The organism is Streptomyces sp. NBC_01669 (assembly GCF_026339735.1).
In the GTDB taxonomy this organism is placed as follows: domain Bacteria; phylum Actinomycetota; class Actinomycetes; order Streptomycetales; family Streptomycetaceae; genus Streptomyces; species Streptomyces yanii.
In genome coordinates this window covers 632,927-649,576 of record NZ_JAPEQG010000002.1, presented here as the reverse complement: position 1 = coordinate 649,576, position 16,650 = coordinate 632,927, and the positions used below count along the sequence as shown (strand labels likewise).

Sequence of the window (16,650 nt, the reverse complement as noted above, 5' to 3'; positions counted from 1 at the left end):
ACGGTCACGGCGGTGGATGGCGGCACGGTTTCGCGGTGCTGGCCCGCTCGGGCATGGCCGCCTGGAGTCGCGCGATCCTCGCTCTGGTCGCCGTCCGTGACAAGCCGCCGGGGCCTGCGGCCCCGGCGGCCGGGGGCGATGTCACCGCTGATGTCGCAGCCGAACTCGTCGACGCCCTGGCCTCGCTGGTCCTGGGACGCCTCCAGCCACCCTGATCCCGTCACCGTCACCGTCACCGTCACCGTCACCGTCACCGTCACCGTCACCGTCACCGGGAGTGTTGCGCTCGTAAGGGAGTCCGTCATGCAGGATCAGCCGTCCGGAGCGGGGAAGGTCACCGCTGATCAACTCCGGCGAGGGGCGTATCTCTATGTCCGTCAGTCCTCGCTGAAGCAGGTCGTCAACAACACCGAGTCCACCCAGCGGCAGTACGCGCTGCGGGGCCGGGCCATCGCGCTGGGTTGGGGCGAGGGCCAGATCACCGTGATCGACACCGATCAGGGACAGTCCGGGGCTTCCGCGGCGGGCCGGGACGGCTTCCAGCTGCTGGTCTCCGAGGTCTCGCTCGGGCGGGCCGGGATCGTGCTCGGCCTGGAGGTGTCCCGCCTCGCGCGGAACAACACCGACTGGCATCGGCTCCTGGAGATCTGCGCGATGACCGGGACGCTGATCCTGGACGAGGACGGTCTCTACGATCCCCGCTCGTTCAACGACCGTCTCGTCCTTGGGCTCAAAGGCACCATGTCCGAAGCGGAGTTGCACCTGCTCAAGGCGCGTCTTCGGGGCGGTCAGCTGTCCAAGGCCCGGCGCGGGGAGCTGAAGCAGTGCCTGCCGATCGGCTATGTCCATGATCCACTGGACCGGATCGTCAAGGACCCTGATGCCGCGGTCCGCGGCGCTGTCGAGCGGGTCTTCACCCTGTTCGCGGCGAGTGGCTCGGCCCGCCAGGTCGTCATCGCCTTCGCCGCCGACCAGCTGTCCTTCCCCGCCCGGATCCGCACCGGCGCCCACAAGGGTGAGCTGGTCTGGGGCCCGCTGAAGCACTGGCGGGTACTGAACATGCTGCACAACCCCTGCTATGCGGGCGCGTTCGTCTACGGACGGAAACGTTCCGGCCGCACCCCGGAGGGGAAGACCACGCTGTCCGACGTCCCGCGCGAGCAGTGGACCGCGTTGATCGAGGACCACCACGAGGGCTACCTCTCCTTCGAGCAGTGGGAGGACAACGGCCGACTGCTCCTGTCCAACGCGACCGGCCGGGGCGAGGGGAGCAAGGCCGGGCCGCCGCGGGAAGGGCCGGCGCTGCTGCAGGGGCTGGTGATCTGCGGGAAGTGCGGCCGGCGGATGACGGTCGGCTACCGCTTGCACCGCGGCGAACTCCTGCCCGACTACCGGTGCATGACCCATGCCATCCAGGACGGCGCCCGGATCTGCGAACGCCTGCCCGGCAAGGCCCTGGACGCCGCCGTCGCCCGCCTCGTCCTGGGCGCTCTCACCCCGCTGGCCATCGACGCCGCCCTGAAAGTCACCGACCAGCTCACCGCCCGCGCCGCCGAGGCCGACCAGCTCAGGGCCAGCCACGTGAAACGGGCCCAGCACCACGCCGACCTCGCCCGGCGCCGCTACCTCGCCGTCGACCCCGACAACCGCCTGGTCGCCGACGCCCTGGAAGCCGACTGGAACCGCGCCCTGCGCGAGGTCACCGAGGCCAAGGACACCTACGAACGCGCCAAGAGCGAGGCCGCCCCGCTCGAGGCAGCCGTCCGCGACCGGCTGGGCACCCTGGCCGCCGACGTCCACCGCCTGTGGGCCGATGCCGACACCCCGATGCGGGAACGCAAACGCATCGCCCGCCTCCTGATCACCGATGTCACCCTCACTCGCACCGACCAGATCACCGCGCAGATCCGGCTGTCCGCCGGGCAGCACCACACCCTGAACCTCCCCATGCCGCTGGCCGGCGGGAAGGTCTGGAAGACCCCGCGGCCACCGTCGACCTGATCGACCAGCTCCTGGAGGACCACACCCACCGCGAGATCGCCGCGATTCTCAACGCGCGTGGTCACGCCAGCGGCAAGGGCCAGCCCTTCACCGCCCTGCTGGTCCGCAACATCCGCGACGTCTACCACCTCACCCACCGCTACGACCGTCTGCGGGCACGCGGCCTGCTCAGCTTCACCGAGTACGCCGACGCGATCGGCGTCAGCGAAACCACCGTCAAGATCTGGCGGCGCACCGGCCTCATCCACGGCATCGCCTACAACGACAAGAACTGCTACCTCTTCCACCCACCCGGCCCCGACCACCCCGCACCCGAGGTCGCCCAGGGCATCAGGCTCAGCGACCGCATCGCGGCCCAACAGGCCGCTCTGTCCGCAGAATCCCGAAGGAGCGCAGTGTGATGGCAACGGGTTGACGCTCCTATAGCTGTCAACTCGTTGCGGGGGTCGTCTGTGGAGCGGGTCGAATCAGGTGGTAGACCTCGCGGATGACGTAGCGCTTGAGGCAGCGGATGATCTCGCGTTTCGTCTTGCCTTCGGCGGTGCGGCGGGCGACGTAGTCGATCGTAGGTTGATGGAACCGCATGCGGACGATGACGGTGCGATAGATCGTGGCGTTGAGCTGCCGGTGGCCGCCGCGGTTGATGCGGTGCCTGCCGCTGGCGTGCCGGCGCCGCCAGATGGCCATCTCCAGGGCGTCCAGGGCGAGGTCGGTGTAGAGGGAGGTGGCGACCTGCCAGCCGACGACCATGCGGGAGAAGACGTCGATGACGAAGGCGGCGTAGACCCACCCGGAGAAGGTTCTGATGTAGGTGATGTCGGCCACCCACAGCTGGTTCGGTGCACTCGCGGTGAATGCCCGCTCGACCAGATCAGCCGGCCGTGCCGTCTCGGGCGCGGGGCGGGTGGTGCGCGGGCTCTTGGCCCGGATCACGCCACGCAGTCCGGCCCGGCGCATCAGGCGCTCGACCGTGCAGCGGGCCGCCTCGTGCCCCTCGCGCAGGAGGGCGGCGTGGACCTTGCGGGCCCCGTAGACGCTGTAGTTGGCCTCGTGGATCCGGCGTATCTCCTCGGTGAGGTGCTCGTCTCGCAGGCTGCGGGCCGAGGACGGGCGGGTGCGGGCGGCGTAGTAGGTGCTCGGCGCGATCGGTGCGTCCGTCTCGGCGAGGACGTCACAGATCGGCTGGACGCCGAACAGATTCTTGTACTGGTCGATGTAGGCGACCTTCATCGCAGTGGACGGTCCGTGAAAGTCGGCCCGGGGCGCGGTTCCGGCGTTTCGACCGGATCGTTTCCCCGAGCCGCTTCCCGAACCCGGCGGGCACCTTTCAATGCACCGGGCTCTCCACAAGCCCCGAATGGATCAGCGTGTTGGACATCCTCATTGCGCGATGGGCCAGGGAGTCGGGATAACCGATCCCCGATAGCGGTAGCGGGTCGTGCCTACCTTCTCGGGGTCGAACAGCTCCCTGTTCTCGCTGGCGGGCCACCATCCGCCGCCGCAATAGCGGTTGCGGAGTTCCTTCCAGGTGGACCGGCGGTGTTTTCGCCGCATCCATCGCCATACCGTCTGCCATGTGTAGTGACTCAGATAGGCGAAGGTCACGGATGACACCCCGGGCCGGAAGTAAGCACACCAGCCCCGCAGCGCCATATTCAGTCGACGCAGCAGGTCATCCAACGGCTGGTTCACTTCGACCTCTCGGCACAGCGTCTTAACCTTCCGCTTCACGGCCTGGACGGCCTTCTTCGCGGGATAGGTATAGACGTAGTGCTGGCTGGTGCCTCTCTTTCGGTGGCGCTGGAGGTGCCACCCGAGAAAATCCAGCCCTTCCTCGATATGGGTGATCAGGGTCTTCTCCGCAGACAGGCGCAAGCCCATCGAGGACAAGACCTCTGCCATCTCCTCGCGCAGAACTTCGGCATCCGCTCGGGAGCCGAACACCATGAGGCACCAGTCGTCCGCATACCGCACCAGGCGGTAGGTCGACAGACCGTGGCGGTGCCGTCTGGCCCGTTCCACCTTCCCAGCTCCGGGCCCTCCGGGTGCCTGGGCGACGTATTCGTCCAGGACGGAAAGCGCCACGTTGCTGAGCAAGGGCGAGAGGATCGACCCCTGAGGGGTGCCGGCTGTGGTCTCCCGCAGAAGGCGGTCCTCACCGAGGATGCCTGCCTTGAGGAAAGCCTTCACCAGGTCCAGGACGCGTTTGTCTCCGACTCGACGCCGCACCCGGTCCATTAGGGCCGCATGAGAAATTTCGTCGAAGCAGGCCGCGATGTCCCCCTCCACGATCCACTCATAATTGCGTGGTCGCGAAGCGAGATAGCGCACCTCGGCTACCGCGTCATGGGCCCGGCGATTCGGACGGAACCCGTAGGAACACGGGAGGAAGTCCGCCTCGAAGATAGGCTCCAACACCAGTTTCAAGGATGCCTGGACCACCCGGTCGGTAATGGTCGCGATCCCCAGACGACGGAACTTCCCGCCGGTCTTGGGGATCATGCGTTCCCGTACCGGAAGCGGGCGGAAACGACGGCCCTTCACCTGCGACCGCAGCTCATCGAGAAACTCCTCGACACCCTGTCCGGCCTCGACGGAACGAGCCGTGCGCCCGTCCACTCCGGCCGTGCGGGCACCCTTGTTGCCCCTCACCCGATCCCAGGCCACCAGAAGGAAACCAGGATCGGAAACGAGATTGTAAAGATCATCGAACCTGCGATGAGAATCATCACGAGCCCAACGGTGCAGCTTGGTCTGGATATTCAGTACCCGTCGCTCCGCCACATATACGGCGCGCTGCAGTTCGTCGGTATTCACCAGCGAAAACCTCCCGGCATTCCAGTAACCTCGACTGCTGACTTGCTGGCCCCCTTCACCCTGCGGCCGTCTCTCACGGCCTCCACGGCGGGTCGTCACGCCCGCGACTACTACGGGGCCTCCGCCCCATCCCACGGCCCTCAGTCGGCAACGGACCTGCCCACCCCCGGACTGGCTGTCCGGTAGGAGGGCGACCGCGGATGGTTCCCACGTTCACCATGTGATCGATCGGTCAGGGAGGTGCCCAGCTCTACTCCGGCAGCATCGCCACGTCTACGCCGCAGACATTCGACGTGGCCTCCCCACCGTCAGAGCTACACGGCTTCGGAGTTGAGACCCCTCCGCAAAGAGGAATCCCACGCACTGCACACCGGCCCATATCCACCAGATTTGACCCGGCTTCGCTGTTACGGAGCTTCAACCACTGGTTCGCTTTCGCTACACCTTCTGACCTCGCTGAACGGGCCCGCACCGTCTGGTAGTTCCGGCACGTCCCGCCGTCGTCGGGGCCGCTTGCCACCCTCACCGGCGTTCCCCGGATCAGGCTGCCCCCAAGCTTCGATCAGGCCGCTACGACGGCCCGACGGAAGTGGTCCTTCACCACCTCTCGATCAACATCGCGCCTCGTGGCGCACAGCTCCGCTGCGAAGAAAGCCGAGGCGGACTTCAATATCGCGTTCGCCCGCCGCAGTTCCTTCACCTCCCGCTCCAGCTCAGCGATCCGTGCAGCGTCGGTGCTGGAAGTGCCGGGAACGATGCCTTCGTCGGTCTCAGCCCGCTTGACCCAGCCACGCAGGGCTTCGGGATGCACGTCGAGCTGGTCGGCGACGCGCTTGATCGCACCGGCCCGGCCAGCCGGGTCCTTACGGGCCTCGATCGCCAACCGCGTCGCACGCTCGCGCAGTTCATCGGGGTACTTACGGGGAGCAGCCATGATTGGCATCCTTCCGGGTCTTCGATGTCTCCATCAAACCCGGGGCGGTTCACTCCGCACGGTTCGATGATCCGAATCTGATCGCGTACGGCGGGCTGGCTCCGCTGGTGCGCCTGGCCGAGCGGTGCGGGCTTCCCGGCCTGGTCGCCGAGCGGGTGCGCCTGCCGGCTTCGAAGAACGGCACCGGTTCCTTCCCCGCGGCCAAGGTGATGGCGCTCATCGCCGGGATGGCGGCGGGCGCGGACAGCATCGATGACATGGACCGGCTGCGGCACGGAGCGATGAAGCGCCTGTTCACCGGGGTGCGGGCACCGTCCACGCTGGGCAGCTTCCTGCGGTCCTTCACCCACGGGCACGTGAAGCAACTGCACGCCGTCTTCCGCCGGTTCCTGCCACGCCTGGCCGCACATACCCCGCTGCTGCCCGGCATGGACACGGTCGCCTACCTCGATCTGGACGACACCATCAAGCCGACCCACGGCTATGCCAAGCAGGGCGTCGGCTACGGATACAACAAGGTCAAGGGCCTGAACGCGCTGATCGCGACGCTCTCCACGCCACTCGCCGCCCCGGTCATCGCCGCCACCCGCCTGCGCCGGGGCGGTGTGAACTCCGTGCGTGGGGCGGGCTCGTTCGCCGCCGAGGCGATCCGCACCGCCCGTGCCTGCGGCGTGGCCGGCATGCTGATCGTGCGGGCGGACTCGGCCTACTACGCCGCCGACGTGATTGCCGCCTGCCGGGCCCTGGACGTCCGGTTCTCCGTGACGGTGCGAATGAACGCCTCGATCAAAGCGGCCATCGCAGCGATCGGCGAGGACGCCTGGAGGCCGATCAAGTACCCCCAGGCAGTGTGGGACAGCGAGGAGGAACGCTGGATATCCGACGCCGAGATCGCCGAGGTCGAGTACACCGCGTTCGCCTCCAAGCCGAAGAAGCAGCAGGTCACCGCACGGTTGATCGTGCGCCGCGTCAAGCGCCTGAACCCGGCGGCGGTGCCCGAGGGGCAGGGCGAGCTGTTCACGGCCTGGCGCTACCACGCCGCGTTCACCGACACCCGCCTGCCGCTGGTGGACGCCGAGGCCGACCACCGGCGGCACGCGATCGTGGAACAGGTGATCGCGGAGTTGAAGAACGGCCCCTTCGCGCACGCCCCCTCGGGGAGCTTCCAGGCGAACTCCGCCTGGCTGGCGCTGGCCGCGTTGGCCTTCAACCTCACCCGCGCCTGCGGAACCCTCGCCGGCACCTTCCACGCCAAGGCCACCTGCGCGACCATCCGCGACCGTCTGATCAACGTGCCCGCCCGGCTGGCCCGTTCGGCTCGACACCTCACCCTCCACCTGCCCGAACGCTGGCCCTACCAGGACGCCTTCGAGGCCCTGTTCAGGACCGTGCACGCCCCACCATCGGCTGCCTGAGCCGCCATCCGACCCGCCCGCGAGGGCCCGAGAGCTGTGGACCCGTGGAAATGCTGGGCAGACCAGCGGCCACCTCATGCCCGCAGCCGGACACACCGACCCGGACCACCAGAAATGATCACCCGCGAAGTGAGCCGGTGGATCCGGGCTGAGGTTGGGGCGTGCTGGCCTGGCGGGTTGGCTGATGGGTGATTACCGCTCTGCGGTGCGGTCGGAGACGAGGCCGGCGATGGCCAGATGGGTCTCGGTGTAGTACTCGCGGCGGCCGAGGTGCCGCTGGAGGGGCCTCCACTGCTTGTGCTCGGCGTTGGCGTGCTCGACGCATATCCGCTCCGAGGATTGCTTCTTGCGGGCCTCCTGCCAGGCGGTGACCTCCTCGGCCGACGCGTCCTTGGCGGGCTTCTTCGGCGGCGCCTGGATCTGGTCGGGAAACCGTTTGGCCAGGCCCCGGTATCCGGCATCCACCTTGGCCTTGACCTGCGGGTATTGCTCGAAGAGGGCCTCGATCCCCTCGGTCTTGACCGCCGTCTGATCATGCATACGGCCAGGCCGGACCGCGCCGGTCCACAGAGTGCGGCCCTGTCCGTCGGTGATGACGGTGGCCTTCTTGGTGTTCTGCCGCATCTTGCCGGACACGAACGCACGCCGCCCGGGACGGCCCGCCTTCGGACGCCGCACCCGTACCTCGGTGCCGTCCAGGCGCAGCTCAACACCCTTCGCGGTGGCGTAGGCGAAGACATCGGCCAGCGTGTGCAGACGCAGTCCCGCCTCGCCGGGGACCGCGAAGCCCCGCGCCGCCAGGAGCGGACGGATCTCATGGACGGCCCGCGTGACGGTGGAGCGGTCCACGCCGTAGAAGACGGCGAGGGCGGCGTGCGGAAGCTGGAACCGCAGGATCACCAGGGTCGCGATCACCCGGTCGGTGAAGACCAGTTGATGGCTGGGTCCGCCACCCTCGGCGCGCAGACGCTCATGGCCTCGGCGTTCGCCCAGCCGGGACTCTTCCCGCGCCATCCACGGGCAGGCCAACTCGGCGATGAGCGCCCCGAGTCGACGCCTCGAGATGCCCGTGCAGATACGATGCGAGAGAGCCGTACGGGCCAAGGATCGCTTCACAACCATCCCAACCCGTACGGCTCTCCTCACGTTCCCGACCAGCCGAAACCGCTGTCGTACACAACACCGTAAGGAGCACCCGTCAGAACAAACAGGACGACCAACAACTCATCACGCATTCACGACCGCAGGTGAATTGAGGTCAAGGCTCCTATTCGCCGCCCGGTTATGCGTGGACGCGGAGTTGGGCGTGCACTTTCCACCGGGTGCCATAGGTGAAGGCGACGCGGAAGGCGTAACAGCGTTCGTCTGCCGGGTTCCACGCGATGCCTCTGCCGTGTGGGCGGACCAGAGGCCGCACTCCGAGGACTGCAGTGGATGGCTCACAGACGAGATCCCATGCGTGGTTGGGAAGGGCGAGGCTTGCCAATCGTGGAAGGAGCACGTCGGGCGCGCTGGCGTCGTGGGCGTGGAAGCAGCTGACCACGCCGTCGAGTAGGGCCTTGACGATCCCTGCCGAGCGCCGACCGGGAAGGTCAGGACCCGTCAAGGACAGGTCCAGCACGAATGAGTCTGCCACTCGCTCGGCCGCAGGCCTTCCGGTTCGTATCGTTGTGCTCGGGCGCAGTCGCATCCACCATTCCCCTGGCGTCCGCGGGAGCACGTCGCCAAGGTCGGCAGCGAGATCACCGATCACGCAGGTGGCTCCTGGGTCGGGATCAGGTATGGCCGAGGCGAGGGCGTAGCGCAGATGGTGCCGACCGTCGGTGCTGCTGCCGCGGCGGCAGACCAGCCCCGGGCCGAGCAGATGCCCATAGGCCCCAGCTCCGACGTTGTACAGCAGAACGTTTTCCACATCGACGAACGCGTCGTCCGGGGCGTCGTACTCAGCTATCAGCCCGTGCCCACCCTCCGGCTCAAGCGCCCGCAGCGCCAGTCGCAGTTCGCCCCGGAACCTACGCTGCCATCCCCTGGGCTCGAACGGCAGCCGCGCCACACTCCAGGCTGAGACGATGCTCCGACTTGCCTCAATCTCATAATCCATCCCAGCATCGTCACCAACGCATGCGCATCTGACCAGGGCGGCACTTCCTACGATTGCGCTTTTGTGGAGCGGTAACCGGTCCGCAAAGTGGGCCAGTGCGAGGTCGAAGCGGGCAAAACCGCCGAAGGGCTGCGCCACCAGCGAGGTGCAGCCGACCACGGTGCACGCGGATACGCAGGGCCAGAGCTTCCCTGTCTTTGCGCTCGCCCACCTGCTGGGCTTCGACTTGATGCCCAGGATCAGGAACTGGAAGGAACTGACCTTCTACCGGCCTTCCAAGCAGAGCGAGTACGTGCACATCGACGCCCTGTTCGGCGAGCCGGGCAAGCACGTCATTGACTTCGACCTGATCGAGTCCCAGTTCCGTCACCTGATGCGGGTGGCCGTCTCCGTACGCGAGGGCACCATCTCCTCCTCCACACTGCTCAAGCGCCTGCGCTCGGGGTCGAGGAAGAACGCCACCTACGCCGCCTTCCGCGAGGTCGGCCGCGTGATCCGCACCGTCCAGCTCCTGCGCTACCTCTCGGATGCGCCGCTTCGCCGACGGGTGACCGCGGCGGCCAACAAGGTCGAGTCGTTCAACCGGTTCTCCCAGTGGATTGGCTTCGGCAACCGCGGTGTCATTGCCGACAACGACCCCATCGAGCAGGAAAAGGCGATGAAGTTCAACGCCCTGCTCACGAACGCGGTGATCTTCCACAATGCCCTGGACATCGCGGAGATCGTCCGCCAGCTGCTGGAAGAGGGATGGGAGATCGACCCGGAAGACCTGGCGCACATCTCGCCGTACCTGACCGAACACATCAACCGGTTCGGCGAGTACAGCACTCACGAACTCGGCATCCAGCCCGAGGCGTACGACCCGAAACTCGACGTCGACTTCACCCCGCTGCGCGAGCAGGACCTGACCGCCGCCGGTCTCGGCCAGGCTGCCTGAGCCGTGAGGGAACTAGCTGGTGACGCCCTTCACGGGAGCGGGCCGGTATACCCCAGAATCCTGCTGCTTCAGTGAAGATCCGACTGGACCTCGGTCAGTCGATGCCTTCGACGATGCGGAAGTCGCGCTCGACGCCGTCGGAGAGGGCGACCAGCGCCTCCTGGTAGGCCGCACTCTCGTGCGCCGCGACGGCCTGCTCGAAGCTGTCGAACTCGATCAGGACGGTGCGCTCGGCGATTCCGGCGTCATGCGCCACGACCCGACTGCCACGGGCGAGGATCCGACCGCCCCCGGCCTCGACGGCCGGACCGGCCAGCTTGTTGTAAGCAGCCAGCTTCTCAGGGTCTGAAATGGTGCGGTAGGCGCTGACCCAGTAGCCCTTGGGCATGGAACCTCCAGTGTTGGGATGAGTGCATCTGACTTACGGGTTGGTCTCGGACGAGCGTCGGCGGGCGAGAGCGAGGCTTGTCAGCGTCGTGATCGCCATGGCGCCGATGCCGACCAGCGCCGCGGTGGTGTAGGCGCTGTCGTCGGGGAAGAGGTGGCCGGGGCCGGTGCCCGCGGCGAGGATCAGGCCGCCGATGGCGCTGCCCAGGGAGTACCCGACGCTGCGGACGACGTAGTTGAAGCTCATGGCGCTCGACGTCTCGCTCTTGGGGGTGACGGCCAGGATGACGCCGGGCATCGCGGCCGAGAAGCCGCCGACGCCGAAGCCGAGCACGCCCATCGCCGCGAACAGTTCGGCCAGGTCCGACCGGGCCGCCGCGAACAGGGCGAACCCGCCGCCGACCACGACGGCGCTGCCGGCCAGGAGCAGGGGGTCGGCGATCCGCGTCCGGACCCGCGGCGTGAGCTTGCCGGCGACGAACCCCAGCACCGAGAACGGGATGAGGACCAGCCCGGCGACGAAGGTCGTCAGCCCGAAGCCGTAGCCGGCGCCGTGCGGCGTCTGCGCGTACCGGGTGATGAGCGTGAGCAGGAGGTACATGCCGATCCCGCCGACGAACATGGCGAGGTTCGCCCCGGCGACCGCCGGGTGCCGCACCGCCCGCACATCGACCAGGGGCGTCGTGCTGCGCAGCTCGATGACGGCCCAGACGCAGAGCAGCACCACCGCGACGACGGCGAGGCCCGCCGCCACGGCGAGGTGCCGGCTCCACAGATTCCGTTCGCCGGCGAGGAACAGCACCAGGAGCAGCGCAGCGGCCAGGACGACCGCGCCTGCCACGTCCACGTGGGCGGAGCGGCCTTCGGGGGCTTCGGGCATGGAGCGCCACGCGGTCAGGAGGGCGGCGGCGGTGACGACCAGGCCGAGGCCGTAGGCGGCCCGTACCCCGCCGAGCTCGGCGAGCAGTGCGGCCAGCGGGTAGCCGACGCCGGCCCCGATGATCGAGACCACCGAGATCAGGGCGATCACGGCCGCGCTGCGCTCCTCGGGGAGGTGGTCCCGGGCCACGCCCATCATCAGCGCCGTCAGCCCGAGCCCGACGCCCTGGGCCGCCCTGCCGGCCAGCAGCCACGCGAACGGCAGCGGCAGTACGGTGAGCGCGCTGCCGGCGACGACGACCGCCAGCGTGGCGAGGATCGTGGCCCGCCGGTGCCGGCCGGCTCCGAGCCGGCCCAGGACCGGCGTGGCGACGGCGCCGCTGAGCAGCGCGACGGTCAGCGTCCACTGCGCGCTGCCGAGCGAGACGTGGAACGAGGTCGCCACGCTGGTGATGAGCGGCGTCCCGAGGCTGGCGACCGCCGCCACGACCAGAGCGATGAACATCAGGGCGGGGACCAGCAGCCGCGCCTCGGAACGCGCCACCGGGAACGCCTTCACCGCGACCCCGCCGACCGGCTGCCCGGTCACTGCTTCGGCCCTTCGCGGTCCTGGCTTTCGAGCTCTGCCAGATGCTTCAGCGCCGGAAGGGCCGCCACCAGCGCCTCGACCTCGTCGCCGGTGAGCTCGCCGATCAACCGCTCGAACGCGTGGACGCCCGCCTGGCGCCGCGTCCGGACATAGGAGGCGCCGGCCTCGGTCAGGCACACCAGCGTGACCCGCTTGTCGGACGCGTCGCCCCGCCGCTCGACCAGGCCGGACTCCTCCATCACCCGGACCAGGGCGGTCATCGCGGGCTGGGTGACGCCCTCGACCGCGGCCAGATCCGTGATGCGCCGCGGGCCGGTCCGGTCCAGGGTGGCCAGGGTGGCGGCGGACGTCAGGCTCATGTCCCGGGGCAGGCGTCTCGCGGCCCTGGTGGCCAGGCCGTAGAGGGCTGCCCCGATGGCGGCGGACGCGCCAGGAGCGGTGTCTTGACGACTCATGCTCAAAGCATAGCATTTTTATATTCATAGTTTATGGAAATGGTCGACTGGCGCGGGCGGCGCGCCCCTTGAGCAGGCCGGCCCGCCGGATCCGGGTCAGTGCCAGGCCCAGCAGCCGGTCGGCGCGGTCGCCCTCGGCGAGCCGGTCGCGGAAGTCGGACAGCACGCTGTGGTGGAAGCCGGGGTCTTCCAGCTCCAGGCCGAGGGCGTACTTGAAGTCGATGCGGCAGCGCACCGCCTCGGCGGCCTGGCGGTCCGACAGGTTCAGCGCGTACTGCAGCACGCAGACGGTGGCCAGCTGCGCGGGCGAGAGCCCGGGGCGGCCGTCGCGCGGGTACCAGGCGGTGAAGTTCTCGTCGCTGAACAGGCCGTCGAGGCGGTCGCGGATCCACATCGCAGTGGTGCCGTGAGGGTTGCTGGCCCGGGCGACCCGCACGGTCAGCGCCGGGATCTCGGCTCCGGGACGGGGCTGGAGGGACATGTCAGGCTCCTGGGGGACATGGGCAGAACGCTCCCACAAGCCTGACGCAACGTCACGATCGTTGACTGTCCGTCCTCAAGATTCCCGACAGCAATCCAGCGCGGCTTCGCCGTGCGCCGGGGGCACAGTAAATGCGCCGTCGTACACCTGCAGATCGCTTGTCCGCCCTGCCCTGGAGACGTTCGCGTATGGATCGTGGAACTGTTCGTTCCGGACGAGACCGATGACTCTGTGATGCCTTCGAGCTCGCACGACAGCATGGTACTGAGGGCCGCCCACGGGAACCGTGGAGTGTTGCCACGAGCACGCGCGTCAGACTCTTCGCACTGCCTTGGCCCTCCCGGAGCGGCGCCACGCATCCGAGGAACCGAACGGGAACGGAGCCGAGGCCATGGACGTCCTGCACGAACGCTGCGCCGGTATCGACATCAGCAAGAGGGACGCCAAGGTGTGCGTACGCACCCCCAGCCCCCGCCGCAAGGGAACCTTCACGAACCAGACCACGACCTTCGGCGCCACCACCAACGCCATCCTCGACCTGCGCGAACACCTCCTCGGCGCCGAGGTCACCCTGGTGGTGATCGAGGCGACCGGCGACTACTGGAAGCCCTTCTACTACCTGCTGGCCGAAGAGCTGAACGTCGTCCTGGTCAACGCCCGGCAGGTGAAGAACCTGCCCGGCCGCAAGACCGACGTCTCGGATGCGGCCTGGCTGGCCCAGCTCGGCTCCCACGGCCTGGTACGGGCCTCGTTCGTCCCCCCGCAGCCGGTCCGCGAGCTGCGGGACCTTACGCGAGCCCGCACCCAGCTGACCCATGAGCGAGCTCAGGTCGTGCAGCGACTGGAGAAGCTCCTGGAGGACGCCGGCATCAAGCTGTCCGCCGTCGTCTCCGACCTCATGGGCGTCTCCAGCCGTGCCATGCTCCAGGCCCTGATCGACGGCCAGCGCGACCCGCAGGTCCTGGCCGACCTCGCCAAGCGCCGGATGCGCAGCAAGATTCCCGAGCTGGGCCAGACGCTGACCGGCCGCTTCCGCGAGCACCACGCCTTCCTGACCCGCCTCTACCTCGACCAGTACGACCAGCTGACCTCCGCGATCAAGCAGCTGACCGTGCGCGTCGAGGAGGCGATGGCCCCTTTTCGGCCGGTACTGGACCTGCTGGACACGATCCCGGGGGTGAACAGGGCAGTGGCCGAGGTGATCGTGGCCGAGACCGGGGGTGACATGACCCGGTTCCCCTCGGCCAAGAACCTCGCCTCCTGGGCCGGACTGTGTCCTGGACACCACGAATCGGCCGGCAAGGTCAGGAGCACCCGGGTCCGCCCCGGAAACGCCCATCCCAAGGGTGCGCTGGGGATGGCCGCGTTCGGCGCCGCACGCACCAAGGGCTCCTACCTCCAGGCGCGTTACAAGCGGCTGACCGCCCGCCGTGGACCGATGAAGGCACTCATCGCCGTCGAGCACTCGATCATCACCGCGATCTGGCACATGCTCACCGACAACGTGCCCTACCACGAGCTCGGCGGCGACTACTTCACCCGACGCGACCCCGAACGCGCCGCACGCCGGGCCGTAACCCGCCTCAACGAACTCGGCTACCGGGTCACCCTCGACCCCATGGAGGCCACCGGATGAACCAACCGGAACGAAACCCGGCGGGAACGGCCCCGCTGGGATCACCGTCGTGCCTGAAATACCACCCACCTGCGGTTATTTACGCGTCAGAGTCCGACCCGGAAGACCTGGCGCACATCTCGCCTTACCTGACCGAACACATCAACCGGTTCGGCGAGTACAGCACCCACGAACTCGCCATCCAGCCCGAGGCGTACGACCCGAAACTCGACGTCGACTTCACCCCGCTGCGCGAGCAGGACCTGACCGCCGCCGGTCTCGGCCAGGCTGCCTGAGCCGTGAGGGAACTAGCTGGTGACGCCCTTCACGGGAGCGGGCCGGTATACCCCAGAATCCTGCTGCGAGGGTCAGCCTCCAACACCGTGGCCCGGGCAGGTGATCCGATAGCGCTGCCGTGGGGGCGGGGTTTGTGACGGTTCTTGTGGGCCCTCGCCGTATTTCAGAGGGATACCCGCGCTGTTCTGCCAGCGGCAGAACACCGGCCGGACCGGGCTCGACGATCACTACAGTCCAGTCTCATGACGACGATTACGACGCGTACGGTCGAGTATCCGGCCGACGGTTTGACGATGATCGGGCACCTCGCGCTCCCGGCCGGTGTCGACCGCCGGCCCGCGGTGCTGCTCGGACCAGAGGGCATGGGGCTCAGCGACGTCGAGCGCCGCCGGGCCGATGCTCTCGCCGAGCTGGGATATATAGCGCTGGCCTTCGACCTTCATGGCGGGCGCTATTTGGGCGACCCCGAGGAGATGCTGGCCCGTTGCCTGCCGCTGCTCGCTGATCCCGAGCGGATGCGAGGCATCGGCCATGCGGCGCTCGATGTGTTGCGCACCGAACCGCGGACCGACCCCGACCGGATCGCCGCCGTCGGCTATGGCACGGGGGGTGCCGTCGGGCTGGAACTCGGGCGCGGCGGCGTCAGCCTGCGCGCGATCGGGACAGTCAACGCACTGACCACGGGCCGACCGGGCGAGGCGGCGCGCATTCGCTGCCCGGTGTGGGCCGGGGTCGGGTCGGAAGACCCGATCATGCCGCCCGCGCAACGGAACGCGTTCACCGCTGAGATGCAGGCCGCGGGCGTCGACTGGCGCCTCGCGGTCTACGGCGGCGCCTTGCACGCCTTCCACCACCCGCCGGTCGGCCACCCCGTGGTCCCCGGCGTCGGCTACCACCCACGGCACGCGCAGCGAGCCTGGCGCGACGTCGTTGACCTGCTCGCCGAGTGCCTGCCCGTGACGGAGGATCTGGGGCATGACCCAGGTAAGCATGCTGGCCCCGGGCACTGACAGTCCACTCCCCTCAAGTCCGCACAGCAGAGACGCATTCGGGCGGTTACTCGATCGCGGAGACGTATTCACAACTACCGCAGTAAATACCGGATTTACTGCGACGGAGCCCCGGCCGTGATCACCGCGACCTGCGGCGGGCCGTTCCGGCCGCCGGGGCGAGGTGTACGCATTTACTGCGGCGCCACCGTGCTGACCATGCACTAAGCCGATTCAAGATCCACTCATTGCCCCGTTGACGCGTATCTCGGCTGAACCCCCTTAGCCTCTCCCGGCTGCCGAGGCTCGGCGAACGGCAGCGCGGAGTTCTTCGTCGGGCTCGTTCCGCCTGAGTACGGCTTTGAGACAAACTTGCGCTGCCGCCCGCACATCGGGATCCGGGTCGGAGAGCGCGGCGGCGATGATCGGCGCGTGCGCCACGGCGTCGGGGCCGAAGATGCCGAGGCCCTCGATCCCTGCGCGCCGCAACATCGCATCCTGTGCCGCAGTAGCCGCGACAAGTAGTTCCAGGGCCTCAACAGGTGCCTCCGCGCACAGCAGCGCCAGGCCAAACAGCGCCTGCTCGAACTCTGCGGTGTCCTGGCGGGTGGCCGCGGCGAGCCGCTTGAGCGCCTCGCTCACCGCCGGCGGACAGACCGCACGAAGGCTGACCTCGTCGACCCGGGTTGGGGCGGTGTCGTCGTCCATCCGGCCATCCTGCCAGCAACCGAAACCCGATTCCCAAAGCTGGGG

General features: G+C 68.3%; 16 protein-coding genes and 1 pseudogene. 7 read left to right on the top strand and 10 right to left on the bottom strand.

Translation table 11 applies throughout. The features are described 5' to 3' along the window. The first annotated feature begins 35 nt into the window (after positions 1-35). Positions 36-215 (top strand): hypothetical protein, encoded by a 180-nt coding sequence (locus OG972_RS43880; RefSeq protein ID WP_266977829.1) that lies wholly within the window; start codon positions 36-38, stop codon positions 213-215. Next, positions 151-2,001, top strand: coding sequence for a recombinase family protein (locus tag OG972_RS43875; protein ID WP_266992099.1), 1,851 nt, complete (start codon positions 151-153; stop codon positions 1,999-2,001). The genes OG972_RS43880 and OG972_RS43875 overlap by 65 nt, the downstream gene beginning before the upstream one ends. Positions 2,002-2,430: 429 nt before the next feature. Here OG972_RS43875 and OG972_RS43870 read toward each other — a convergent pair whose 3' ends face one another. From OG972_RS43870 to OG972_RS43860, 3 genes are all read right to left on the bottom strand, one after another. Then, a complete protein-coding gene (locus OG972_RS43870) occupies positions 2,431-3,231 on the bottom strand; it encodes an IS3 family transposase (protein ID WP_266992085.1) in 801 nt (266 codons plus the stop codon). Between the two features lie 150 nt (positions 3,232-3,381). Then, the gene (gene ltrA, locus OG972_RS43865; protein WP_266992083.1) at positions 3,382-4,818 is read right to left on the bottom strand and encodes a group II intron reverse transcriptase/maturase; all 1,437 of its coding nucleotides are present in this window, start codon (positions 4,816-4,818) and stop codon (positions 3,382-3,384) included. Positions 4,819-5,380: 562 nt separating this feature from the next. Further along, entirely contained in the window at positions 5,381-5,752 is a 372-nt protein-coding gene (locus tag OG972_RS43860; protein WP_266992081.1) for a transposase, read from the bottom strand. Positions 5,753-5,754: 2 nt separating this feature from the next. Between OG972_RS43860 and OG972_RS43855 the strand changes: the two genes are divergently transcribed. Continuing rightward, positions 5,755-7,167, top strand: coding sequence for an IS1380 family transposase (locus OG972_RS43855; RefSeq protein ID WP_266992079.1), 1,413 nt, complete (start codon positions 5,755-5,757; stop codon positions 7,165-7,167). A 192-nt stretch (positions 7,168-7,359) separates the two neighbouring features. Here OG972_RS43855 and OG972_RS43850 read toward each other — a convergent pair whose 3' ends face one another. Beyond that, positions 7,360-8,289, bottom strand: a complete 930-nt coding sequence (locus OG972_RS43850) for a transposase (protein ID WP_266992077.1) — start codon at positions 8,287-8,289, stop codon at positions 7,360-7,362. A 160-nt stretch (positions 8,290-8,449) separates the two neighbouring features. Next, complete coding sequence (locus tag OG972_RS43845; RefSeq protein ID WP_266992075.1) at positions 8,450-9,268, bottom strand: hypothetical protein; 819 nt, start codon at positions 9,266-9,268, stop codon at positions 8,450-8,452. Positions 9,269-9,413: 145 nt separating this feature from the next. Between OG972_RS43845 and OG972_RS43840 the strand changes: the two genes are divergently transcribed. After that, positions 9,414-10,205, top strand: coding sequence for a Tn3 family transposase (locus OG972_RS43840; RefSeq protein WP_266992073.1), 792 nt, complete (start codon positions 9,414-9,416; stop codon positions 10,203-10,205). A 94-nt stretch (positions 10,206-10,299) separates the two neighbouring features. Here OG972_RS43840 and OG972_RS43835 read toward each other — a convergent pair whose 3' ends face one another. From OG972_RS43835 to OG972_RS43820, 4 genes and pseudogenes are all read right to left on the bottom strand, one after another. Continuing rightward, a complete protein-coding gene (locus OG972_RS43835) occupies positions 10,300-10,593 on the bottom strand; it encodes a DUF1330 domain-containing protein (protein ID WP_059130497.1) in 294 nt (97 codons plus the stop codon). A 33-nt stretch (positions 10,594-10,626) separates the two neighbouring features. After that, the gene (locus OG972_RS43830) at positions 10,627-12,060 is read right to left on the bottom strand and encodes an MFS transporter (protein ID WP_266992068.1); all 1,434 of its coding nucleotides are present in this window, start codon (positions 12,058-12,060) and stop codon (positions 10,627-10,629) included. Next, positions 12,057-12,419 carry a MarR family winged helix-turn-helix transcriptional regulator gene (locus tag OG972_RS43825; protein WP_014173936.1) on the bottom strand — a complete coding sequence of 121 codons (363 nt, stop codon included), beginning with the start codon at positions 12,417-12,419 and terminating at the stop codon, positions 12,057-12,059. Before OG972_RS43825 ends, OG972_RS43830 begins: the two co-directional genes overlap by 4 nt. Before the next feature lie 157 nt (positions 12,420-12,576). Beyond that, a pseudogene (locus OG972_RS43820) lies at positions 12,577-12,996 on the bottom strand (transposase); the annotation flags it as partial. 391 nt (positions 12,997-13,387) lie between these two features. Between OG972_RS43820 and OG972_RS43815 the strand changes: the two are divergent. The 3 genes from OG972_RS43815 (at position 13,388) to OG972_RS43805 (ending at position 15,918) form a co-directional block, all read left to right on the top strand. Next, positions 13,388-14,632, top strand: coding sequence for an IS110 family transposase (locus tag OG972_RS43815; RefSeq protein WP_266992064.1), 1,245 nt, complete (start codon positions 13,388-13,390; stop codon positions 14,630-14,632). Beyond that, positions 14,629-14,907 (top strand): hypothetical protein, encoded by a 279-nt coding sequence (locus OG972_RS43810; RefSeq protein WP_266992062.1) that lies wholly within the window; start codon positions 14,629-14,631, stop codon positions 14,905-14,907. The genes OG972_RS43815 and OG972_RS43810 overlap by 4 nt, the downstream gene beginning before the upstream one ends. Before the next feature lie 243 nt (positions 14,908-15,150). After that, positions 15,151-15,918 (top strand): dienelactone hydrolase family protein, encoded by a 768-nt coding sequence (locus tag OG972_RS43805; RefSeq protein ID WP_014173938.1) that lies wholly within the window; start codon positions 15,151-15,153, stop codon positions 15,916-15,918. Between the two features lie 261 nt (positions 15,919-16,179). On the opposite strand, the gene OG972_RS43800 is transcribed toward OG972_RS43805, so the two are convergent. Beyond that, the gene (locus OG972_RS43800; RefSeq protein WP_266992059.1) at positions 16,180-16,605 is read right to left on the bottom strand and encodes a hypothetical protein; all 426 of its coding nucleotides are present in this window, start codon (positions 16,603-16,605) and stop codon (positions 16,180-16,182) included. Positions 16,606-16,650 lie beyond the last annotated feature (45 nt).